The 24,937-nt window shown below is 45.4% G+C and carries 16 protein-coding genes and 1 tRNA gene; 3 read left to right on the top strand and 14 right to left on the bottom strand.

From position 1 onward, the window contains the following. Position 1: 1 nt before the first annotated feature. Positions 2 to 1,552: a shikimate dehydrogenase gene (gene aroE / locus LLF92_09705; GenBank protein ID MCE5341382.1), complete on the top strand. Its 1,551-nt coding sequence runs from the start codon at positions 2 to 4 to the stop codon at positions 1,550 to 1,552. On the opposite strand, the gene LLF92_09710 is transcribed toward aroE, so the two are convergent. The 7 genes from LLF92_09710 to LLF92_09740 all read right to left on the bottom strand — a co-directional run bounded on the left by LLF92_09710 (position 1,547) and on the right by LLF92_09740 (position 14,601). Further along, positions 1,547 to 3,847 (bottom strand): heavy metal translocating P-type ATPase, encoded by a 2,301-nt coding sequence (locus tag LLF92_09710; GenBank protein ID MCE5341383.1) that lies wholly within the window; start codon positions 3,845 to 3,847, stop codon positions 1,547 to 1,549. The genes aroE and LLF92_09710 overlap by 6 nt on opposite strands. Positions 3,848 to 3,914: 67 nt before the next feature. Continuing rightward, a complete protein-coding gene (locus LLF92_09715) occupies positions 3,915 to 5,951 on the bottom strand; it encodes an elongation factor G (protein ID MCE5341384.1) in 2,037 nt (678 codons plus the stop codon). A gap of 430 nt (positions 5,952 to 6,381) precedes the next feature. Beyond that, complete coding sequence (locus LLF92_09720; protein ID MCE5341385.1) at positions 6,382 to 7,689, bottom strand: DEAD/DEAH box helicase; 1,308 nt, start codon at positions 7,687 to 7,689, stop codon at positions 6,382 to 6,384. 101 nt (positions 7,690 to 7,790) lie between these two features. Next, on the bottom strand, positions 7,791 to 10,259 hold the full coding sequence (locus tag LLF92_09725; GenBank protein MCE5341386.1) for a S8 family serine peptidase: 2,469 nt from the start codon (positions 10,257 to 10,259) through the stop codon (positions 7,791 to 7,793). Between the two features lie 86 nt (positions 10,260 to 10,345). Further along, positions 10,346 to 12,094: a single-stranded-DNA-specific exonuclease RecJ gene (recJ, locus tag LLF92_09730; protein ID MCE5341387.1), complete on the bottom strand. Its 1,749-nt coding sequence runs from the start codon at positions 12,092 to 12,094 to the stop codon at positions 10,346 to 10,348. Positions 12,095 to 12,238: 144 nt separating this feature from the next. Continuing rightward, positions 12,239 to 13,273, bottom strand: coding sequence for a GDYXXLXY domain-containing protein (locus LLF92_09735; protein ID MCE5341388.1), 1,035 nt, complete (start codon positions 13,271 to 13,273; stop codon positions 12,239 to 12,241). After that, positions 13,270 to 14,601 carry a DUF2157 domain-containing protein gene (locus LLF92_09740; GenBank protein ID MCE5341389.1) on the bottom strand — a complete coding sequence of 444 codons (1,332 nt, stop codon included), beginning with the start codon at positions 14,599 to 14,601 and terminating at the stop codon, positions 13,270 to 13,272. Before LLF92_09740 ends, LLF92_09735 begins: the two co-directional genes overlap by 4 nt. 150 nt (positions 14,602 to 14,751) lie before the next feature. On the opposite strand from LLF92_09740, the gene LLF92_09745 reads away from it, so the two are divergent. Continuing rightward, positions 14,752 to 16,935, top strand: coding sequence for a hypothetical protein (locus LLF92_09745; GenBank protein ID MCE5341390.1), 2,184 nt, complete (start codon positions 14,752 to 14,754; stop codon positions 16,933 to 16,935). A 1-nt stretch (position 16,936) separates the two neighbouring features. Here the strand turns inward: LLF92_09745 and LLF92_09750 are convergent, their stop codons facing one another. The 3 genes from LLF92_09750 to LLF92_09760 form a co-directional block, all read right to left on the bottom strand. Beyond that, a complete protein-coding gene (locus tag LLF92_09750; protein ID MCE5341391.1) occupies positions 16,937 to 18,055 on the bottom strand; it encodes a glycerate kinase in 1,119 nt (372 codons plus the stop codon). A gap of 74 nt (positions 18,056 to 18,129) precedes the next feature. Next, entirely contained in the window at positions 18,130 to 19,116 is a 987-nt protein-coding gene (locus LLF92_09755) for a glycoside hydrolase family 130 protein (GenBank protein ID MCE5341392.1), read from the bottom strand. 151 nt (positions 19,117 to 19,267) lie between these two features. Further along, on the bottom strand, positions 19,268 to 20,665 hold the full coding sequence (locus LLF92_09760) for an NAD-dependent malic enzyme (GenBank protein ID MCE5341393.1): 1,398 nt from the start codon (positions 20,663 to 20,665) through the stop codon (positions 19,268 to 19,270). A gap of 274 nt (positions 20,666 to 20,939) precedes the next feature. On the opposite strand from LLF92_09760, the gene LLF92_09765 reads away from it, so the two are divergent. After that, positions 20,940 to 22,166: an MFS transporter gene (locus LLF92_09765; GenBank protein ID MCE5341394.1), complete on the top strand. Its 1,227-nt coding sequence runs from the start codon at positions 20,940 to 20,942 to the stop codon at positions 22,164 to 22,166. Between the two features lie 16 nt (positions 22,167 to 22,182). On the opposite strand, the gene LLF92_09770 is transcribed toward LLF92_09765, so the two are convergent. From LLF92_09770 to xseA, 4 genes are all read right to left on the bottom strand, one after another. Next, a tRNA-Leu gene (locus tag LLF92_09770) sits at positions 22,183 to 22,266 on the bottom strand. Between the two features lie 36 nt (positions 22,267 to 22,302). After that, complete coding sequence (gene xseB, locus LLF92_09775) at positions 22,303 to 22,512, bottom strand: exodeoxyribonuclease VII small subunit (GenBank protein ID MCE5341395.1); 210 nt, start codon at positions 22,510 to 22,512, stop codon at positions 22,303 to 22,305. Positions 22,513 to 22,527: 15 nt separating this feature from the next. After that, positions 22,528 to 23,364: a TRAP transporter large permease subunit gene (locus LLF92_09780; protein MCE5341396.1), complete on the bottom strand. Its 837-nt coding sequence runs from the start codon at positions 23,362 to 23,364 to the stop codon at positions 22,528 to 22,530. A gap of 36 nt (positions 23,365 to 23,400) precedes the next feature. Beyond that, positions 23,401 to 24,846 (bottom strand): exodeoxyribonuclease VII large subunit, encoded by a 1,446-nt coding sequence (xseA, locus tag LLF92_09785; protein ID MCE5341397.1) that lies wholly within the window; start codon positions 24,844 to 24,846, stop codon positions 23,401 to 23,403. Positions 24,847 to 24,937 lie beyond the last annotated feature (91 nt).

Consider the following 24,937-nt stretch of genomic DNA (forward strand, 5'->3'; position numbering starts at 1 on the left):
TATGACTTATTTGACTATTCCAATTTGCGGAAAAGATTTACAAAGCTGCAAAGAGCAAATCAGCTCGGCTGTCAAGGCAGGCGTCCAAATGCTGGAGCTTCGCAGCGATTATTTAGAATCGCTCGACACCTATAAACTCAAAGGACTAATGGCAGAGGCCAAAAAGACGAATCTGCCAATAATTGTAACCTGCCGGGACGCTAAAGAAGGCGGTCAAAACAATATTCCCGCCCCGCTTCGCAAACAAATACTCGTTGAGGCGATAAATAACAACGCGGATTTAATCGACTGCGAATTTAAAAACTTTACCGGCGATGTCGAAATCGAGATAAAACAAGCATTAGCTGAACACAAAAAAACAAAACTGATTCTCTCATCGCACAACTTTAAAGAACCTTTCGAAAATTTATCTGAGATTTACGAGGAAATGTACTCCGTGTTTCCCGACGCAATCGCAAAAACAGCTTATCAGGCGAATCATATAAACGACTGCTTTCCGGCATTCGACATACTTCACGAATACGGCGAAAAAGCAATCGCGATATGTATGGGACAGGCCGGAATCATCAGCAGGATTATTGCGAAGAAACTAAATGCGTTTTTAACTTTCGGAAGTCTTGACGAAAATCAGCAGACCGCGCCGGGACAGGTTTCCATTGAAACAATGAAACAACTCTATCGATTCGATACGATAAACAAAGATACCGAATTGTTCGGAGTAATCGCGGACCCTGTCGGACACTCCATCAGTCCTGCAGTTCACAACGCTTGCTTCGCAGCGAAAAATTACAACGGCGTTTATCTGCCAATGCTTGTAAAGGGCGGAAATGCCGAATTCGACAAATTTTTGAATAACATTACATCGAGGCCGTGGCTGAATTTTAAGGGGTTTAGCGTAACGATACCGCACAAAGTCAACGCACTTGAATACGCACAGGAAAAAGGCGAATATATCGACCCTGTCGCGGTGCAAATCGGAGCGGTCAATACGCTGACCATCGGCCAAAATAACAGAATCACAGGCGGTAATACCGATTATGCCGGCGCGATGGACGCATTAACAGTCGCGATGGGAATATCACGAAAACAGCTTAATGGAAAGACTGTCGCATGTCTGGGAGCAGGCGGAGTGGCTCGCGCTATCGTGGCGGGACTTGCGGACGTCGGCGCTAAAATTACAATTTACAACCGCACAATGGCAAAAGCACAGGGACTGGCCAGAGAATTTAAATGTCATTTTGCGGGCAACGACGAACTTAAAAACCTGAACGCGGATATTATTATCAACTGCACCAGTATCGGAATGCATCCCAACGTCAACGAAAGCCCGCTGCCGGCGGAATGTCTTAAACCTACACAAACGGTTTTCGATATGGTTTATAATCCGATAGAAACGCTACTGATAAAACAAGCCAAACAAGCAGGAGCAAAGACTGTCTGCGGAGCGGAGATGTTCATAGGGCAAGCCGCGGAACAATTTAAAATGTTTACGCAAACAGACTGTCCGATGGATGTGATGCGAAAAGCAGTTCTCGAAGCATTGAAATTATAATTTTGTATTCCGCAGACGAAGCGCGTTTGTCGCAACAGAAACTGAACTAAAACTCATCGCCAGCGCTGCGATAACCGGACTTAGCAAAATTCCCAAAAACGGATACAGCAAACCTGCGGCAATCGGAATCGCAACAGAATTATAGAAAAACGCGAAGAAAATGTTCTGGCGGATATTACGCATTGTCGCCCTGCTCAAATTTCGTGCCCTGATGATTCCACGTAAATCGCCTTTGACAAGGACAATGTCGGCGCTTTCCATAGCGATATCTGTGCCGGTCGCCATCGCAATTCCGACATCGGCCTGCGCAAGAGCGGGAGCGTCATTTATGCCGTCGCCGGCCATCGCGACAATTTTGCCCTGCTGCTGAAGCCGCTTTATTATTTCGTTTTTGTCCTGCGGCAAAACCTGCGCGTAAACTTTTTCTATGCCAAGCTCTTTTGCGATCATCTCGGCGGTTTTCTGATTGTCGCCGGTGAGCATTATCAGTTCAATGGCCTGTTTTTTAAGCAGCTTTACCGCATCACGTGCGGATTCCTTTATCGGGTCGGCAATGGCAATAGCCCCTTTGATTTTGCCCTCTACGGCAACCAGTACAGTTGTGTTACTCTGGTCGATACTGTTCGTCATTCGCGAAACGTCAATTCCATTTTCCTCAAGCAATTTCTGACTTCCAACTATAATTTTCCCTCCATTGAGCAATGCTGTCACGCCTTTGCCGGCAAAAGACTGAAAACTCTGAATATTTTCCAGTGAAATATATTTACTTTCGGCGAAATTAACTATCGCCCGGCCAAGCGGATGCTCCGAATACTGTTCAACCCCGGCGGCAATCTGAATCAACAGGCTTTCCTTTATTTCGTTGGCAACAACGGAAACAACTTTCGGCCTGCCTTCTGTAAGCGTACCGGTTTTATCAACGACCAGCGTGTCAACACTTTCCATATTTTCAAGGGCTTCGGCGTTTTTAATAAGAACGCCGGCCTTCGCCCCTCTGCCAAGACCAACCGTTATCGACAAAGGCGTCGCAAGTCCCAGTGCGCACGGACAGGCGATAATCAGCACAGCGACGGCATTTACCAAAGCATACGCAAAACGCGGCTGTGGGCCAATCAGCGACCACATAATGAATGTAATAATTGAGGCAGTGAAAACAAGCGGCACAAAATACGCCGCGACAGTATCAGCGATTTTCTGAATAGGCGACTTGCTACGTTGAGCCTGCGCGACCATTTGAACAATTTGCGCAAGCATCGTTTCAGCTCCGATGCGCTGGGCATGCATTAAAAGCGAACCTGAAGTATTAATCGTTCCGCCAATGATTTTCGACTGAGGATTTTTTTCAACTGGTGCGGGCTCGCCTGTTATCATCGACTCATCGACAAAGCCTGAACCTTCTATAACAACGCCATCGACGGGAACGATTCCGCCTGGACGGATACGCAGTTTGTCGCCGACAATAACATCTTCAATCGGAATATCTTTTTCAGAACCATCTTCCAAAATCTTCCCTGCGATTTTCGGCGTAAGCGAAAGCAGCTCCCTGATTGCCGTACTGGTTTTGCCTCTGGCTCGCAATTCCAGAACCTGTCCCATCAAAACCAGCACTGTTATAACGGCCGCAGGTTCAAAATAGACATCAACTCCGCCGACAGAATTGCGAAATGACGCGGGAAAAATCTGCGGAGCTATTATCGCGACTACACTGTAAAAGTAAGACGCCGAGACGCCAATCGCAATAAGCGTAAACATATTCGGGCTGCGGTTTATAATCGATTGCCAAAAGCGAACAAAGAAAGGCCGGCCGCATATAAATACCACAGGCGTTGCCAAAACAAACTCAAACCAGTGCAGCACGTGCATCGACGCTATCGATTCAATCGCTTTAGGAAAAATATGATGACCCATAGCAATGAAAAATATCGGGAACGATAAAACAAGACCAACCCAGAAACGCCGACTCATCGAAACAAGTTCCGGATTTGGTATTTCCTCTGCGGATAACTGTTCAGGTTCGAGCCCCATACCGCATTTCGGACAGGTTGACGGCCCCTTATGACGAACATTGGGATGCATTGGGCAGGTGTAAATTATTTCAGAATCCAAAACAGAATGTTTTACGACAGGTTTGGGGGCAAGGTATTTTTCAGGGTCAGACTGGAATTTTTGTGCGCATTTGTTACCGCAGAAAAAATATTCTTTTCCTTTATATTGCGTTTTAGCAGACGCAGAAAAAGTATCAACGGACATACCGCAGACCGGGTCTGTCGTGTTTTTCTCGTATTCAGTCTCCACATTATACCTATTGCGATAAAAGGTAAAAACCCTGCCATAGCGGTGGCAGGGCTAAACCTTATATATATTATTCGACTTCAGCCTGTTTTTCTTTTGCGTACTGCGCAACAACCTGCTGCTGGACGTTCGGCGGCACAACTTCGTAATGGCTCAATTCCATCGAATAGCTGCCCTGACCGCCTGTAACGCTTTTTAGCTGGCTGTCATAGCTTGCAACTTCTGATAATGGAACCTGTGCTTTGATGACCATCATATTGCCCGCGAGCATATCCTGCCCCTGTACACGGCCGCGACGGCTTGACAGGTCGCCTGCAATTCCGCCAACAAAATCGGCAGGAACTGTAATTTCAATATTTACAATCGGCTCGAGCAGACACGGCTTCGCCTTTGAAACAGCTTCAATGAACGCACCTTTGCCGGCGGCACGGAACGCAACTTCCTTCGAGTCAACCGGGTGGTGTTTGCCGTCAGTGATTGAAACCTTAATATCCTTCATCGGGAAGCCTGCGACAGCGCCATTTTCCATAACATCCTGAATACCTTTGAGAATCGGAGCCTCGAACTGTCCCGGAATCGAACCGCCGAAAATATCCCATGAAAAGATGAGGGTAGGGTCAGAGCCGCGAGGAGCCGGTTCGACGTTCAGGAAAACTTCACCAAACTGACCGGCGCCGCCTGTCTGTTTTTTATGACGATAATGGCCTTCGGCTTTCGCGGTAATAGTCTCACGATATGGAATCTTCGGTTTTTTGGTCGTAACGGCAAGTTTAAATCTCTTTTCCATTTTCGAGAGCATAACACGCAAATGCAAATCGCCCATTCCGCTAATAACCAGTTCGTGGGTCTGATGGTCACGGCTGACTTTGAAGCAAACATCCTCTTCGGTCAGTTTTTCCATCGCGATACTCAACTTCTGCTCGTCGCCCTTCGATGTAGGCTCAAGAGCAAGACTGAACATCGGAGCCGGAACTTTCGGCATTTCGAAGTTGCCGGCAACTTTGCCGTCGTGAATCAAATCTCCAATCCGCAATTCCTCAAGCTTCGCAAGCGTAACAATATCGCCTGCGACGCCTACTGGTGTTTCGTGATTTTCAGCACCCTGATTCTTCAGCACGTGGCCTGGGCGAATCGGCTTCTTGTCGTGGTTTCTTAACATAGCGGTATCGCTTTTCAACGTGCCGCTGAAAATACGCATTGTAGCGTATTTCATATTCGAACGAGGATCAAGACCGACTCTGAAAACAAGACCAGCCAACGGCCCATTCGGGTCAGCCGTGAGCTCTGTAACATTATCACCATCAACCAGCCTGGCAGGCTTTACCTGCGCAGGCGACGGCGCATCTTTTGTAACCATATCGAGAAATTCCACAATGCCGATTTCCTTGCGTGCGTTTGTGAAAAGAATCGGTATGATTTTGCCATTGGCCAGCGCTTTTGTGAAAACAGCGGCAATCTGCTCCGGCGAAATCTGCTCGCCTGCGAGATACGATTCCATCAACTTGTCGTCGGCTTCAATCGCGCTTTCGATAATCTCGATGTGGGCACTCTGGACATCAGAGAAAAGAACATCGCCGGCACTTTTTTCAAGACAGTCAACAACGGCTGATTTATCCGCAGCCGGCAAATTAGCACATCTGCACAGCATACCGAAAGTCGCCTGAATATTCTTGATAAGTTCTGGAATATCGGCGGTTTCAGTGTCAATCTTGTTGACAATAATAATTCTCGCCTTGCCGGCATCTGTGGCGGCCTGGAAGAGTTTGCGTGTGTTGATTTCAATGCCGGTAGCGGCGTTGATAACGATAACACAGCAATCGGCCGCGGGAATTGTGGTTAAAGCCGCGCCAACAAAATCCGGATAGCCGGGGGTGTCTATAATGTTGATTTCTTTACCATTGTGCGTTGTGTGCATAACCGCGGAATGAATTGAATTGCCGCGTTCCTTCTCTTCGTCATCGAAATCGCTGACGGTATTTTTTTCCTCTACTGTTCCTAACCTGTTTGTTTTACCGGTCTTATGAAGAATGGATTCAGCTAGGCTTGTTTTGCCGCAGCCTCCATGACCAAGTAATACGATGTTACGAAAATCATCTGTTTGCGTCACAATAAAACTCCTTATATATCCTTAAGGGTAGTAAAATCCCGCGAATATCAAGGTAACTTACAATTTTAAGCACCTTACCCGCGGATTAACGGGAAAATTCAATCGCAATCAGTAAAACTGCCTAAAACGTTGAATAATAGGAGAAAAATTAGCATTAGTCAATATGATTTAAGATTGAAAATTTAAAATCATCTCAAATTTGGCAATTTGGGAAACATATCTTATATTATATTTGGAAGGGTAAGAAGGCTGTCCTAAAAAGACGGCATATAAATTAGCGGAATACTTGCTACCGATATCGTGGATACCTGCATAAAAAATGCTATTCACCAAATAACGGTTCAGCAGGTCTGCCGCTTTTTTTATGCGCAAAAATAATATAAAACAAAAAACCCCCGGCACATGCCGAGGGTTTTAAAAATCTTCGATATTATTTTTTGTGCCAGGAGCGCTTATTACGGCTATTAGTCTTTTTTCCCGGGTGGAAAGAGCGTTTCTGATCCGGATGGAAAGAACGCTTCTGATTTCGCTGCTGCGGCGAACGCGACCTTTCTGCATTGCGAGTTTTTTCCTCGTGATGCTCCTGCTGCTCCTGCGGCGAAAGAGGCGTCGGGACAAAGCCCTCACATTTTTCGTACTTGATTTTTTTGCCGATAAATTTCTCTATCTGACGAACATATTTTTCTTCATCACGTGCAACAAACGTAATCGCATCGCCTTTCGCAGTTGCGCGGCCTGTTCTGCCGATACGATGGACATAATCCTCCGCAAATGACGGAACATCGAAATTAATCACGTGCGAAATACCTTCAACATCTATGCCTCTTGCGGCAATATCCGTCGCAACCAACACCTGAAATTTACCATTTTTAAAACCTTCAAGCGCCCGCTGTCGCTGACTCTGCGTTCTGTCGGAATGAAGCGACATAGATTTAATATCAGCGTGCAAGAGTTTTTTACTGATTCTGTCCGCTCCGTGTTTTGTGCGTGAGAAAATCAGAACACTGTACATACCGCCCTTTTGAAGCATATACAAAAGCATCTGCATTTTGTTCTCTTTTGAGACCGGGTAAATATGCTGTGTAATCGTCTCAATCGGATTGTGTGCCCGGCCGACCTGAATTACTTTAGGACTCTGCATTACGCCCGATGCGAGTTTGTGAATCTCCGGCGGAATCGTCGCGGAGAAAAGCATTGTCTGCCGGTTTTGCGGAGTGTATGAGATAATTTTGCGGACGTCATTTATAAAACCCATATCGAGCATACGATCCGCTTCGTCAAGCACTAACACTTCTACGTTACGAAGGTCAACTGTTCGGCGATTAATGTGGTCGATAAGTCTGCCGGGAGTAGCAACGACTATATCCACGCCGCGACTTAACTGCGACAATTGCCCGCCGATGTTCACGCCGCCGTAAATTGTGAGAGTGCGAAGACTCAAAAACCGGCCGTAGTCAATAATACATTGATGGATTTGCAGAGCCAGCTCTCTTGTGGGCGTAAGAATAAGCGCCTTGACATACCTGCCTTTGTGATCACGTTCGTGAGTAAGACGGTTAAGAATCGGCAGCACAAAAGCTGCGGTTTTACCTGTACCTGTCTGGGCACAGCCAATAATATCCTTGCCCTCTATGGCACAAGGAATGACCTGCGATTGAATTTCTGTCGGCGCAGTGTATCCGGTCGCGAGTATTCCGCGAACAAGTGGGTCAGAAAGCCCAAGCATTTTAAATGGCATTTGAAAATCCTAAAAAAAAATAAAAGATGTTCTTTGTCGATGAACTAAAAACACAAGGGGGGTATTATAACTCTTTTTGGAATTAAAAACAGTTAAATCTTTTATTGCATCCAGTGGAGGCCAAATTCGGCCAAATCGAGGAAATTAACGGTGCCATCGCCATCGGGCTGTGGGGCAATATCCGCCGACAGCGGGGCTTCGGGCGAGAGCCATTGCTCGGCGATAACGGCGAGATCTGTCGTGTCAACCGCACAATCCGGCTGAAAATCGCCAATAGTCGCACATTGACGTGAAAAAACGATGTTCGACCAGTCGCTTTCGATGTCGAATGTGTCATTTTTCGCCTTGACTCTGTACCAATATGTCTGACTATTGGCAAGTGAGCAGAACTGATAATTCGCATCCGCTATCCAGCCGCTGTTTGCTTCGACAGATGAAAATGACGAATCAGCGGCACACTCGGCATAATAATTATCAGCAAGCGGAACATCGCTCCACGAAATATTATTGCACAGGCCAGCAGTAATGTTCGGCTCGGCATTGAGTGTCGGAGCGGAAACGGAATCCAGATTTACAGTAAAAATAATATTTGGAACATACGAATCGCACGAAACTGTTGGCGAAGAAGAGCCAGACCAATCAAGCGGGTCGCCGTAAGTATCGTTCGCATATGCGGATGCCGTTCTGTTTCCGCCCGGACTTGAACAATAACAATAACCCGAATAAAATGCAGTTCTACTATTATTAAAGCTGAAATCAACCATCAGATTGTCTGTGCTATTATACTCGAAAGGCGTGGTAAAAGTAAATAAATGCCAGCCCGTATTATCGATAGTTTCATCTGCCTGATAGACCGTCGTCCAGCCTGAAGATTCAAGCTCGCACGAACTATACTCCACAAGCGATGTGTGCTTCATACGAATCGTCCAGTTTGTCATAGTACGCCCCGGCACCGTCGGAACATAAAGCTGCAAAGCTGAAATAGTGCCGCCGGTAGTGATTTCATCAGCGAGGTAAATCGTCTGCGTTCTGTTATCCTTTGAACCAGTGTGAAATGGAAAATACCACGAAAAAGTGCCTGTGCCGATTTGTACAAATTTCATACCGTACAGGCTATCTATTGCGTTAGCGATATTAACTCGCGGCTTTGTAATCGCGACTTTCGTATCCGTAACGTTATCGCCAGTCGAAGTCAGCACATCCCGAATCTGTGAGGGCGAAAGAAAACCGCCCGTAATTTCCTTTGCGGCCTGCTGAAGACAAGCTATCGCTCCCGCTGTGTATGGAGCGGCAGCAGAAGTCCCGCCAAACGAAGCATAATAATCGCCCGATGAATAACCGGCAGAACCGACCATATCAGTTGTGTAAGCCTGATTGGAAGGCGCAAACACATCGAGAATCGACGCGACATTCGAATAAGAAGTTACCTTGTCGGCGGCTGTTGCATCAGTGGCGGAATAACCGGTCGAACAGCTGCTGGATACCGTCTTGGACGCACACGAAGAGGAGTCAACACAAAATGTAGCATTGCCGAAAGCCGCATCGTAAACCGCACCGACCGCGATAGTGCCTGATAAACAGGCCGGCGATGCTATCGAATTGCAAAAACCATCATTGCCGGACGAGACAACAATGGATATCCCCGCGGCCGCAGCATTGCTAACCGCGTCAGCGTAAGACGTATTAGAACTGTCGCAATAACTTGAATAGCCGGCATCGCTGCCGAGGCTGATACTGATAACAAGAATAGGATAGTTCGGGTCATCGTACTGATGTGTAACGCACCAGTCCCACGAGGCTATAATTTTGTCGCTGGTCATTGAGCCTGCACTGTTCTCTACTTTGAGCGCGTAAATTTTCGCATTGTACGCAACGCCGCCGATGTAGCTTCCGGTTGAACCGAGGTCGCCTGCGGCAATACCTGCACAGCAAGTGCCGTGTCCTTCGTCAGACGCCGGAAACGGGTCGGAATCCGAATCTCCAAAATCATAACCGCCAATGACTTTGCTGTTCGGAAATCCCCCGCCGCCGAGCATCGGATGATTATAATCGACGCCGGTATCGCAAATCGCAATCGCGACGCCCTGACCATTATAAGTCGAACGATACACCGAACCATTTATAAGAGGAATACCCTGCGAGGTATGTTTGTACAGATATTCCACCGGCTCGACAGACTCGACATTGGGGTCTGCTAAAATTTTTTCCAGAGCGTCAGCGGTAGCCTCACATGAAAAACCGGCCTGATTCTCAAAACGATGACGCAAATGGAATTCATTCGCGGAAAATCTGTCGATGAGTTTGTCCTGCCTGTTTTTTACTTCTTTGTGCAGAAGATTTTTTGATTCTCTGGAACGCCAGTTGACCTTCTTTTCGCGGAGCATTTCGGGCTGCTTAAGATTGATGATGACTTTAACTTTTTCATCGCCCTGCTCGAACTGCTGATAGATTTTTTCCGGTTTAATCAGTTTGCCATCTCTGGAAACAGATTTACCGCAATTACAATCTTCTGCCGCAATTGCCGGACTTATAGATATAAAGAATATTACGCTGTACCAAAAGAATTTCACCGCTGCATTCCATCCGCCTAATTGTAGATTTAAACATACCGTAAATAAGTACAGACGCCATTATACAAAAAAATATTGCAAAAAAATTAATTAAATTGAATATCGCTTAAAACAAGCTGAATCGACGGCTGGCCATAGAAGTTGTCAACCTTTGCCTCGAAAGCGATATCGAAAAATTCATTTTCGAGCAGTTTTTTCTCCAAATGAGCCATTTTAAAGCCTATGCAGCGGATGCTGGCTGTGTTGTCGGAGATTACCAATTGCAGATGGTCATTGTTCACGCCGACTTTTTTGGGCGAGGCACTCAATCTTACTCCCCTTGCGGCGAAAATCGGTGCGGGATTGCCCCTGCCGAACGGGCCGAGAGCTGAAAATAACTTCACGGCCGGCACAGTCAAATCTTTTAAACTGCATACGGCATCTATTTCCAATTTGCTGGCAAAGTCCGCATCGTTCCAGTGAGCGACGGCATAAGTTTCCAAATCCTGTGTGAAATCGTCTATTTTCGAAATGTCAAGCGTAAGACCGGCGGCCATCGAATGACCTCCGAACGTGTTCAAATGTTGCTGACAGGCGGTGATTGCTTCTAAAATGTCGAAACCTTCAATCGTACGCGCAGAACCCTGCGGTTTGCCGCTGGAAGTATTGAACAGAATCGCCGGCTTATGAAATTTGTCAACTAATCGCGAAGCAACGATACCAATAATGCCGGTGTGCCATTCGTCGCTTGCAAGCACAATCGTTTTACGGTCGGGATGGTCGAAGCCTCTGGCTGTCATCATTTCACAGGCGTGCTTAAAGATTTTTTTCTCAAGCTGCTGACGCTGTTTGTTCTGCTCCTTTAGATACTCGGCAATTCGAATGGCTTTAAGGCTGTTATCGCTTGTCAAAAGTTCGACGGCAAGACGCGCGTGTCCCATTCTGCCGGCGGCGTTCAGCATCGGAGCCAGGCAATAACCCATGTGAAAGCTGTCGATGGCCTGCCCTTTGATGCCCGCGGCGTTGACGAGCGCTTCGATGCCGGGCAGTTCCGAATCGCAAATCGCGCGAAGGCCGAAACTGCTGATAATTCTGTTTTCTCCGCGAAGGTCAACAACATCGGCAATCGTACCCATTGCGGCAAATATCGTGGCGTTGATTAAAAACTGACGCAAATGCTGCGGAGTCGTCGCTCCGTTTTTGATTCGATTGACAACCGCCCATGCGAGCTTGAACGCGACTGCCGCGCCTGAACTCGACTGCGCAGGATAATTTGGGTCAAGATTCGGATGCACTATCGCGATGGCCTCCGGCAATTTGCCGCTCGCGTCAGGACGATGATGGTCGGTAATGATTAAATCCATTCCTTTTTCGCGGCAGACCGGTGCGGCCGTGAAAGCCGTAATGCCGCAATCAACGCTGATGATTAATTTCGCACCGCTTTCGGCCACCTGTGAAATCGCGTCAACATTCAGGCCGTACCCCTCGTCAACTCTGTGCGGAATGTAATAATCCACTTCAGCGCCGAGCAGTTTGAAAAGGCCATGCAGAATTGAAACTGCGGTAATGCCGTCAACATCGTAATCGCCGTAAATCGTAATCTTCTGCTTGTCTTTTATCGCTTTTTCTATCCGGTCAACAGCCGGGCCAATACCGGGCATTTGCTCCGGCTCAATAAGGTCGGCCAATTTAGGATTGAGAAACATTTTGGCCTGTTCGGCAGTTTCAATCTGGCGATTATAAAGCAACTGTGCCAGCAATGGCGAGATTTTAAGCTCTGCGGCAAGCTCGGCGGATTTGGACTGGGCGGGGAAAATGTGCCATTGTTTCTTCTGCATCCGTGCCGATAAACGCATTCTATTACCTTATATTAAAAATAAAAAATTAAATATCAAAATAGTGGTATCCCGACAAAATCGGGACACTGTTTCATGATAACACAAAAAAGAGAAATGTCAAAATTAGTATTCTGGGTAAAATAAAAAATGCTTAATTGAACATTAAAAACGGGGAAAACTCGGCAACATTCTTAAGTTGGGGTCATTATCGTAATTACTCAATCTTCCTGTAGAAAGCTTACCGTGCCAGACTATATCAGCATCTTTCAGGTCTTTACACTGTTCTTTTGAAGGCGATTCATAAGCTACACTTAAATATAATAACATTTTCCTGGGATTTTTAGGCTCATCCGACAATTGAGTCTTTTCAGGAAGTTCTATCTTCCAGTACGAATCGTCAAAATCGACAGGAAAGATATAAGTTTGAAATGGTTTTATAATATGCACATCTTTGTCTTCGATTTTGGCTATTTTACGCTCTTGTGTCCAAGGCACCGGTTGTCCCGGGAAAACAACACCAATTTCCAATTTTAGAGAATTATAACCGGGCAAATCAATAATACCGACGGGTTTATCAGAATTGTTTGTTAAAACAATTTCACAAGTTTGAAGAATACCATCCTTTTTCTTCAGATTTTGAGCTTTAATTGATAATGGCGACCTGTGGTAATCTTTGAGTACCGCTATGCCGTTAGTGCCGAGAGCTACTTCCATTTCTATAGTAGTTCGTTCGCCATCGGACATTCTGGTCTCTATTTCTCTGCCCTTGCCCTGTTGGACATAAAATGCTTCAATGCCGTATAAAACATTTATAGAATTTTCATAACTATATGTTTGTCTGCCTCTGATGAACAATGCGTCTTTCTGCGGCTCTTTATCCGTCACATATACTATAGATGCAACGTTACTATCATCAACCTGTAATACAGTATAAATTTTCCTGCCTCTAAATTTGCGGTAAGACTCTCTTGTGTCAGGCGGAATAGTAATACCATCCTTAAAATACTTTTTATCGATAGTCGAAATTTCATAATTCAGCCGTGCATAATCACCCCGGAAAAAATCACGCGGGTCAAAAGGCACTGTACGCAAATAAATAGTTCGGCCTGTATGCAAAACATATTCTCTCTGTCCGCCAATATAGGCAAGCAAAAGAACCTGCAAAACAGCAGAACAAATTATAAGCAGTTTTCTCATTTATTTTCCTGCAAGGCTTTTTCTTTTTTCGCACGCACATAGAAAAACCCCTGACTAAAAATAAGAATTCCGACAACAAGAAATATCACACCGCGAAGGGCAAGATTATCTACAAAATCTATAAATCTGGCTATCATAATTGCAATAAGAAGCAGTGAGCCGAAAATCGTCGGCATCAGATACGCATTCATACAACCTCTGCCCATCATAGTTACCGCGTGTACCAGAAAAACGAGATTTAATATTGCAGCCAGAACCCATTGAAAAGCGTGCATTGTGCCAAAACAAAAATAGAAAATTAAAAAAGGCATCAGCGGTACAAAGAACAAATCGTAAGAAAAGAATCTAAACGAATCTTTCACTAAAATTCTTTTGAGAACATAGCACCAGCCTAAAAAGGCAATTCCGGAAGGCACAAACCAATAAAGCAAAACACCTGCATTCAAAAGATTCCTGATGTTTACAACTTCCCGGAGTACGTCGGAAAACCCTAAAATGTAGAGCGTAATAAAATATCCTGCCAAACCAACGAAGAAATAATACGGTGCAAGCAAATCATATTTAACAACTTTCTGGTGAATTACCCCGGCAGCAATATATAACGAGAAAAGCCCAAGCAATACCGGCAAAACCATCTCCCCACTCATGTAGTTATCGTAAGATGATACAACAAAAATCGCAGATATAGAAAATGCCAAAAGCAAAATAGTAATCAGTAATCTTGAAGATTTACCGTATGCTACCGGTAATAAGGCTGCCAGTAGAATAAAGACGTACGGAACCGAACAACTAAAATTTCCGCTTTCACACGCAGCCCAAATCGTAAACAGAACAGCCGCAAGAATCGCCTGAATAACCGACGGCATTGTCCATGCCATCAGCATCGCGCCAAGACCCCAGAATAAAAACGCATTCGGATAATGTTCATCTATATGATATATCTGCGCGACAAGCCAAATGCCGGCACCGAAAAGCATCGTTCCAAGAACGCACAATGATTCGCCAATACCTTTAAATCGCTGACTGCGTATGAAAATCGTAATGCCGGTAAAATGTGCAATGATAAGTGAACCGAATACAACGGATAATTTCGCGTATTTCCCCATCTTGTCCCAATTGTACGCAAAGAGCAAAATAACTCCCAAACCAATAATCACCGCACCAATTCCGGAGAAAACTAATAACGCCCATGGAACAGATTTTTTGATTTGCGGTTGGGGATAAAGATTCTTGATGGATTGCATCTGTGCGACACCGATAACACCCTCACGTGCCCACTTTTCCATCTCTGTATACAGCCACTTTATTTTGTCGTCCTGACCGGCCATAAATCCTTCCAATATATTCGCAATTATAATAACATATACATAGCAAACAACAAGAAAAAAAGCGATATTATCTCTCTTCCAAATTTTTTGGTTTAATTTTAATAAAAACAGGCTAAAATCTACGCTTTACATTTTTAAAGGATTGAAAAGATGTTCAGAAAAATATTGCTCTTGACACTGTTCGCAATCGCTTCAACCGCGCAGGCGGCAATCACCCTGCCGGCGATAATTTCCGACAATATGGTTTTGCAGGCCGACACAGATACGCCGATTTGGGGCAAAGCTAACCCGAACAGCCAAATCGCAATCACCTGCTCGTGGAATCATAAAACTGTCAAAATAAATGCCGATGAGCAGGGAAAATGGACGGCAAAAATCAAAACGCCGAAAAAAGGCGAAAAACTCACCATCAAAATCACCTGCGGACAAGAAACCAAAACAATCAGTAATATTCTCATAGGCGATGTATGGCTTTGCTCCGGCCAATCGAATATGGAACTGAAACTCAAAGTGTCCAGCGGCGCCAATGATGAAATGCCGAAAGCAAATCTGCCGGGGATTCGTCTTTTCTCCGTCGAAGGAACGCCGTCTGAAAAACCGCTCGACGACTGCAAAGGCAAATGGGTGGAATGTAACAGCGTAACTGCGGCCAATTTCAGCGCTGTCGGCTATTACTTCGGCAAAGAACTTCACGAAAAATTGAAAACGCCAATCGGCCTTATCGATTCATCCTCCGGCAGAAGCACCGCGCAGGCGTGGATAAACAAAGAGACGCTACAAAGCAATCCTGTGCTGAATAAATTCCTGGTCGATGACGCAAACAATCAGGCACATAAAGAATTCTATGAAAAGAAATACGCACCGGCATACAGAAAATGGCGGGAAGATGTTATCAAGGCTGTCGCGGAACATAAGCCGGCACCAAAACAGCCGATACTGCCGAACGAAATAAGGGTAAAGTACCGCCCCTGCCTTGTCTATAACGCGATGATTCATCCCATTATTCCGTTCGCTATAAAAGGCGTTGTCTGGTATCAAGGCGAATCAAATCGCGAAAGCGGAAATGTCTATGACAAATTATTCCAAACACTGATTACAAGCTGGCGGAGTGAATGGAGTCAAGGAGATTTCCCGTTCTATTATGTACAACTGCCGGCTTACGGCAAAGTCGACCCCAATAACGCCAAGTGGATTTTAATCCGCCAGGCACAATTAAAAACTCTCGATGTGGTGCCGAATACCGGAATGGCAGTAACGATGGATGTCGGCGAAGCAAACGATATTCACCCGAAAAATAAAAAACCTGTCGGCCAGCGGCTGGCTCTGTGGGCACTGGCGAAAACTTATGGCTTTAAAAATATCGTGTATTCAGGGCCTCTGTACAAAGATATGAAAATTGAAGGCGACAAGATAAGAATTTCTTTCAAATATGCCGAGTCGGGACTTAAAATTCCGAATGACGAACCGCTTAAGGGATTTGTAATTGCCGGCGAGGATAACAAATTTGTCACCGCAAACGCGAAAATCGAAAACGACAGCGTTATCGTCTGGTCGGAACAAATTGAAAATCCAAAAAATGTTCGATACGGCTGGGCAGATTGGATAGAATGCAATCTTTATAATAAAAATGATTTACCGGCATCACCCTTTATAACTGATAATAATAATATGGAAAGCGATACAATGAACTCGATTTACAAAATCAAAAGAACAAATACAGCAAATCTGAAAGACATTCAATGGCAGCAGGCAAATACTCTTGAGCTGAAAAACTATATGGGCGATAAGCCCGAACATTTCCCAAAAGTTCAGGCGAAACTGCTCTACGATGATAAGAATATTTATGTTTTCTTTACAGTTGAAGACCAATATGTTCGCGCAGTCGCAAAAAAAACACATGGTATGGTTTACAGTGATAGCTGCGTTGAGTTTTTCTTTACGCCGAGCGAAAATATCGCTGACGGCTATTTCAATCTTGAAACCAACTGCGGCGGAACACTGTTGATGCATCATCAGGCCGCAAGAGACACGAACAAAAGAATAATCGCTGAAAAAGACTGCGAAAAAATTAAGATGCTACCGTCGATGCCTAAAATCGTCGAGCCTGAAATTAAAGAGCCGACAACGTGGACGCTGCAATATGCCCTGCCTTTGGAAATGCTTGAAAAATACGCAAAAATCTGCAAACCAACAGCGGGCGTTAAATGGCGTGCTAATTTTTATAAATGCGCAGACCAGACCTCACATCCGCACTGGCTGACATGGTCGAAAGTTGAACTGCCGAAACCTGATTTCCATCGGCCTGAATTCTTTGGCACGATAGTGTTCGAATAAATTAAAGATTCTTTTTCGCAAACTCGAGCGACGCGGCCTCAAGCAGTTTTCTGCCGTTTGTAATGGCGTACTCAAGAGTCATTCCGTCTTTTCGACAGCCGATTGCTGTTTCGATGCCGTGCTTTTGGTATTCATTTTTTTTCAGCAGAACTGAACCGGCGATAACAGCGATTTTGGTTTTTGTGCTTTTGGCGATATTCATAATGCCGGAAACGACTTTGCCTTTTAAGGACTGATGGTCAAAACAGCCTTCACCGGTGATAATCCAATCCGCGTCGGCCATTTCTTTTTCTAATTGTATTTCCTTAATTATTGTATCAACGCCTGAAACAAGTTTGGCATTCATAAAGGCCATCGCGCCAGCCGCCAAGCCGCCTGCTGCGCCTGTGCCTGGAATGTTTTTAATATCCGTATCTGTCGCTTTTTTTATAATGTTCGCGATATTCAGCATACCGCGTTCGAGTTCTTCCACCATTTCAGGCGTTGCGCCTTTTTGCGGGCCGAAAATTCTTGCCGCGCCGTTATTGCCGCAAAGAGGATTCTTAACATCGCACAAAACTTCTATCGGAGGCAGTTTCAGCGATTGCGGTTTAATAATTTTTCTTACCTGCTGTAACGCCTTGCCGCCGAAGCCAACAGATTCATTATTTGAATCGAGAAATTCCCAGCCCAAAGCCATCGCGGCGCCAATGCCGCAGTCAACTGTCGCGCTTCCGCCGACAGCGAGCAAAATCTTTTGCGCACCAAACTCGGCGGCGGCTTTAATTAATTGGCCTGTTCCGAAAGTGGTTGCCAAAAGAGGATTAAGCTGTTGAGGCGTTAAAAGCTCGATACCACTGGCGGTCGCCATTTCGACAAGAGCTTCTTTTTGCTTATCGAACCAGGCGAACCCCGCGTCAACTTCCATGTTCGCAAGCGGCCCGGTTACTTTTTTTTCTATCCATCTGCCGCCTCTTGCGGCAAGCATAGCTTTCGCTGTTCCTTCGCCGCCGTCAGCCATCGGCTTTAATACCGTTTTCACGGCCTGGTACTCTGAAACGATAGCGTCAGAAACAGTTTCGCAGGCTTCCACTGCGGTCAAACTCGATTTAAATGAATCCAGTGCGATAATTATTTTCATAAATTCTCTTCGTCCTACAATGGGGAGGTTATTATTCGCCGCAGTAAAAACGACACTGATTTACACTGTAATTATTACAGTTCTGAATTATTTTTCAGATAATCGAAAACTTCATCCGCGTAACAGAACGACAAACCTGTAACAGTGTCAGCGCAGCCGTAATAAATCGCGATTCTGCCTGTTGCCGGGTCCTGCAGTGAAGCGCACGGAAAGACAACATTCGGAACATCGCCAACGCATTCATAAATTGTGCGCGGATTGAGCAGATAATCTTTGCTGCGATAGATAACCTTCCACGGCTTTTCAAGATCGAGCAAAGCGGCACCCATCTGATAAACAAAACCGTTACAGCTTGTCAGCACGCCGTGATAGAACATCAGCCAGCCTTCGGAAGTTTCGATTGGGATTGGGCCGGCACCAACCTTTGTGCACTGCCAGGTTAATTTATCGCGTTTTGGTGAGATAACATGTCTGTGGCAGCCCCAGTGAACCATGTCAGGACTTGCACTGATAAATACATCGCCGAAAGGTGTATGACCTGTATCACTCGGACGCGACAGCATTAGATATTTGCCGTTGATTTTGCGTGGGAACAAAACGCCGTTTCGATTGAACGGCAAAAATGAATTTTCCATTTGATAATATTTTTTGAAATCGTAGGTGTATGCCATTCCTATTGTATAGCCGTGATAGTTGTTGCACCACGTTACGTAATATCTGTCTTCTATCCAGCAGACTCGCGGGTCATAACTTTCGATGAAGTTTGAAATTTCCGGATCTTCGCAAATTAATTTGATTGGTTCCGGGTCAATCTGAAAATTAAAACCGTCTTTGCTGCTGCCGGCATGAATTCGCATATTTCTTGACTTGCTGTCCACGCGAAAAACGCCTGCAAAAGCGCCTTTGTAAGGAACAACCGCACTATTAAAGATACTGTTTGAACATGGAATGAGGTCTCTTGGAATAACCGGATTATTGCTGTAACGCCAAACAACGTCAGAACAGCCCTTTGGTCTGTCCTGCCATGGGATATTCGGTAAATTTTCACCTTTGATACTCATTTTAAACATAATAGTTCCAATAAATACATTATCAATTAAAGACAATAACAGCCCTAACAACAAGGCATTCTTCTGTTAATTTAAAGGTTTCCAGCTATTTATCAAGTGTAATTTTATGGCTAATCATACCTGCACGCAGAAAAAAACAGCGTTATTCTTTGTAAGCCTGTTCGACAGCTTTAATAACTCTGCGATGTGTTTCCCTATCGAGAATATCCGGCAGTAGCGAACCTTCCGGCGATATTTCCGCCAGCGTACGTGCGGCGGCCAACTGCATATCCACTGTGATGTCTTTGGCTTTGACATTAAGAGCGCCTCTGAAAAGGCCGGGGTACGCCAATGCGTTATTTATCGTTCTGCCGTCAGCGGCGACCGCTGCGCCGGCGTCCAACGCTTCTTTAACCGTTATCTCGCCGACAGGATTACTCAACGGAAAAACAAGTGCGTCTTTGGCCATTGCGGCAATCATCTCTTTTGAAACCGCGTTCGGCTGTGCAACGCCGATGAAAATATCCTTGCCCATGAACCCCTCGAGCAAACTGCACTTCTGGTTTTCCTTATTTGTAATTTCGGCCAACTGCTGTTTATGAACGTTCATCTTTTCCGTGCGGCCTCTATAAATAGCTCCGCAGGAATCATACACTACAATGTCCTTTACGCCGAATTTCAGGAGGATTTTCGTAATCGCAACGCCGGCAGCACCTGCGCCGAGCATTATAACCTTGCAGTCTTTGGCGTTTCTGCGTGTTTTCTTCAACGCATTCATCAAGGCCGCGAGCAAAACAGTTGCCGTGCCATGCTGGTCGTCGTGCATTACCGGAATATCGAGTCTGTCCTGTAATTTCTTTTCTATCTCGAAACAAGTCGGCGCGGAAATGTCCTCCAGCTGTATTGCGCCGAAGCTGCTTGCTATCGCACATACTGTTTCAATAACTTTTTCCGGGTCTTTGGAATCGACAAGAATCGGCACCGCGCTGATGTTCGCAAACTCCGCGAAGATAGCTGCTTTGCCTTCCATAACCGGCAGTGAAGGAACAACGCCAATACTTCCCAAACCCAAAACGGCCGTGCCATTGGTTACAACCGCGACTCTATCGCAAAGGCCTGTGTATTCCCATGCAGAAGACGGGTCTTCGACAATCTTCGTGCAGACAAACGCAACGCCCGGCGTGTAAAGCATTCGCAAATCCGTCAGGGTATTAATCGGTATCCTGCTTTTAATTTCAATAGCGCCGCGCCGGTGCATTTCCAAAACATCGTCAACAACACTCAAAACTTCCAGCCCTTTGACTGCTTTTATACTTTTGACTACCTGTTCCAACTGCTCTTTTTTCGAACAATAAACCTGTATGTCTCTAACTTTGGCCGTGTCTTCAACGCCTGCGGTACTTATATTTCCGATTTGCGTTTGGGTTTGACCAATTGCCGTGATCGCTTTTCCGAGCATGCCCGGCGTGTCGTCAAGTTTGCATCTTAAAGTATATATCTGCGAAGCGTGATAACGCTCCTGCCAGCTTTCTTTTACCATTTCTGTAATTTGTTTCGTCATTTTTCCGTTCCGTATCTGTTCTTTAGCTTAAAAAATGTAATTCTGTAAAACTGCCATACAATAACTGGAATTTAAATTTTTGCAAGAAAATATGCTCCTTCCTGCCTTTGACTTTCAACCGTAAAACAGGCAGGCTGCCGACAAACAGACTCAAAAAATGCTGTGCTCTCCATGGCAAATGTGGTATTCTATGTGGGGAATGGGGTGGTGGTTTGGCCGACTGTTCGGCCGTTTTTTATGCTTATCCAAAGTTCAGGTTATAAAGGCTTTTTTTATGCAGGTTGTATTGGACAAACAAACTGATTCTGACATCGAACAGCATCGGGAAAGAGGCATTAAATTCCTCTGTATCGCCACGGCGGCCGTGGGATTTACATTAACCCTTCAGATTGCGCTCAACGCAAATTTTGTAGTACAGGAAATGAATCTTAGCGGCTTTCAACAGGGTGTTCTGGAAATGTTCCGCGAAAGCTGCGGGATTTTCGCATTGGGAATTCTGGCTCTGCTTGCGGGGCTGGCAGAACCTTTGATAGGAGCAGTTATGCTTCTTTTCTTAGCCGTCGGGCTTGGCAGTTATTGTTATGTGCACAACTATTTCTGGCTGATAATCTCAAGCCTTGTCTGGAGTCAGGGACTGCATATATGGATGCCTCTTCCAAATTCGATGGGGCTTGCTCTGGCAGAACCTGGTTGTCAGGGACGGCGTATCGGCCAGATTCAGGCGGCAGGCGCGGCGGGTTCAGGTCTTGGACTTGTAGTTGCACTGGTTCTCGATTTTGCGGGGGTGCAAATTCGACCGCTGTATATCATCGCAGGCGCGGCTGCATTAATCGCTGCGGTTGCGTGTTTGTATATCCCCAGACAAATCAGAAGTGAAAAACCCAAACTGGTAATCAGACACAAGTACGGCCTTTACTATCTGCTTAATTTTCTTGAAGGCTGGCGAAAGCAGATATTTTTGGCGTTCGCGGGGTTTCTGCTGGTCAAAGTTCACGGCACTGCCCTGTCAACGATTCTCCTGCTATGGCTCATCGTGCAATCAATAGGATGGTTCAGTTCCCATGCGGTCGGCAGGCTCATCGACAAAATCGGCGAACGCAAACTGCTTATATTCTACTATGCCTGCCTGACAATTTTCTTTATCGGATACGCAGTCATACGGAACAAGTATGTCCTCTACGGAATATTTCTTGTGGACAATGCGTTTTTTGTATTTGCGATGGCCTTGACAACCTACGTCGACAGGCTCGCACCGCCAAACGAAAAGACTATGACTTTAAGCATGGGTGTGGCGATGAATCATGTCGCGGCAGTTACAATGCCGCTTGTCGGCGGAATAGCGTGGAAATATCTGGGCTACCAATGGACATTCCTAATTGGCTCGGCTGCGGCTGCGGCCAGTATCTTCGCGGTGGTACACATTCCAGAGCACACTCACCAAAACGCCCAGCCGGTTGCTGCTGTTACTGTCAGTCCGCTTGCCGGCGGTGAACCGGATTAAACTATCTCCGAAAAAATGCGAGCGGAGGGAGTCGAACCCACAAGCCCTTTCGGACACAAGGACCTAAACCTTGCGCGTCTGCCAGTTCCGCCACGCTCGCATAATAATATCTCTGTGAACTCTGTGTTCTCTGTGGCTACTTAGTAATTTCTTCGATTTTCTTTTCGGCCTTTTCCAGAATGCCGCGGCAGTACTTAATCAACTCCATGCCCTCTTCATACTGCGTTAAACTCTGCTCGAGCGGAATCTGTCCGGCCTCGATTTTGCCGACTATATCGCTCAACTTCTTGAGAGCCTGCTCAAAAGTTATGTTCTTTTCGTCTTTATTTTCAGTTTTTTCTGTCATAGTACGACATTCTACTTATAAACCCTGATTTTTGCAAGATTTTACTATTTTACCAATCAAAGCCTCGCTGATATTCTGCGGCAGATTCTCCAAAGCCATAATCCACGACATCGCCATACTCGTACCAATCAGCAGAAAAACAACCGATGTCGTTACGCCGGTCTGCAAAAGCATCTGCGGCAGTTCTTTTAGTTTGACCTCACGATAAATCGGAACAGCAAGAATAAACGAATAAAGCACAGCGACAGCCGACGCTTCTGTCGGAGTAAACCAGCCGAGTAAAATTCCACCAATCGCGATGAAAATCAAAAGCATCGGGCCGGCAGCTTCGAGCAGCATTTTTACGGTCTGTTTGAATGTGAATGTTTCGCCGTTGCCGTCGAGAGTGCCTTTGCCGGTTATTGCGATATTCTTCTGCTTATACGCGTAAATCAGCGGAGAATAATTCATACACTCCAGACCCTCCCAACGGGTGAAAACTGCCGGAAGATACATATTCGGGTCATCGGAAAATTTAATAACCGAACCTTCGGACAAATGCAGATTAATATTGCTTTTGAGATGAATTGCGCCAGTCAAAAATTCACCTGTCGGCACGACAACTCTGCCCCCGCCGGCATTGCTTGCGGCTTCGATAGTTTTTTTGAAAGCCTGTGTGCAATCAGTTTTGCCATTGCTGACGGCGCCGTAATTTGTAATATTAAAATCCTTGTCGGGAAAGACCGGATGCTTGATTCTGTTAAGTATTTTTTCCATTTGTTTCCAACCATCATTAGCAAGACAATCAGGAATGATAAAACAAAAAAGGGTAACAAATAAAACGATAGCATGGCACTTTGATTTGGCAGTCATAGCACATCCTTAAATAAATAAGAGTTGGCCGCTATTTTACTTTTTAATTACTCTGCTTTCAATTGTTTTATCGTTCGCAAGCTCGGTTATCAGTAAATCAGATTCCCGCACATCGTCGGAAGACTTCACCAGAGCGGCGGTTCGTTTATTGCGGGTAATGCTGTAGCCTCTTTGTAAAACGGATTTCGGGTTCAAGCCGGCCAGTCGGCTTTCGCGATTTGTAAGCTCAAGGTTCAATTTGTGCAAAACAGACTTGATTTGATTGTCGAATTTATTCCGCAGATTGTTGATGATGATTTTTTTATCGGCAAGCAATCTGTGCGGCTCGATTTTGAGAATTTTTTCAAAAAACGCCTGAATAAGCTGCCGTTTGTTTGCGATTAAACTTTTAACGGAATCTTTCAGTGTGCTTTCAAAATCGTCCAGCATCTGCGATTTATTCTGAATTATCGTCATTGGATTGCGAAACGCAGACGATGCGAGAATCGTGTTAAGTCTTTCTTTTGAAATTCTCAACACATTATCCGTGCTTGCTCTAATCCTGTTATCTATATTATCAATGTGCGACATCACTTCGTTAATATCCGGTACGGCCAGAACGCCTGCCTTTGTAGGCGTCGAAGCGCGAGCATCCGCGACAAGGTCTGCGATTGTAATATCAACTTCGTGTCCGACGGCACTGATAACCGGAATTTTAGAATTATAAATTGCCCTTGCCACCGGCTCTTCGTTGAATGCCCATAAATCCTCCATCGAACCGCCGCCGCGGCCAACAATCATTACGTCAATTTTTAAATCCTTATTTCTCTTGTTCACATCTTTAATAGCAAGAGCTATTTTCTCCGCGGCACCGGCTCCCTGAACAGGCACATCGTAAAACAGCAATTTACCGACCGGCCAGCGATTGCGGATACTATCGACAATGTCGTGCAGCGCAGCGCCTGATTTGCTGGTAAGAATCGCAATACGAAATGGGATTTTCGGCAAGGGTTTTTTGTGTTCGTCGTCGAACAATCCCTCGGCGGCAAGTTTTTCTTTCATCTGCTCAAAGGCAAGCTGGAGTGCGCCAACGCCGGCGGGAGTCATTGAATCGGCGTAAAACTGATACTTGCCCTGCGGCGGATAGATGTCAATGTGCCCTTTGGCGATAATCGCCAGACCGTTTTCCAGCCTGAATTTCAACTTTGCAGAATCGCTTTTCCACATCACCGACGGAATGACCGCGTTTTCATCTTTGATATCGAAATAATAATGGCCGCTGGAATGAGGCCTAAAACCGCTGATTTGTCCTGTGATTGTCAGCCTGCCGGGCAGCGTATTTTCAAGGCAAACCTTTATCAGTGCTGTTACTTGGCTGACGGTATAGACTTTGGCCTGCTCGCTCTGTTTTGGCTGTTCAGGCGGTTTGGGCTTCGGGTCTTTCGGCAAATCAAATAAACTGTCTTTCATATAGCAAGGATTATAAGTTTTATTAAAATTCATTCCATAAAAAAAGACTTCTATCCATCATAATATGATTTCTATCTGTAATTATGCAGATTCCAAAAGCATATACAATATTACTTATCAAACA

The organism is Planctomycetaceae bacterium, assembly GCA_021371795.1.
In the GTDB taxonomy this organism is placed as follows: domain Bacteria; phylum Planctomycetota; class Phycisphaerae; order Sedimentisphaerales; family UBA12454; genus UBA12454.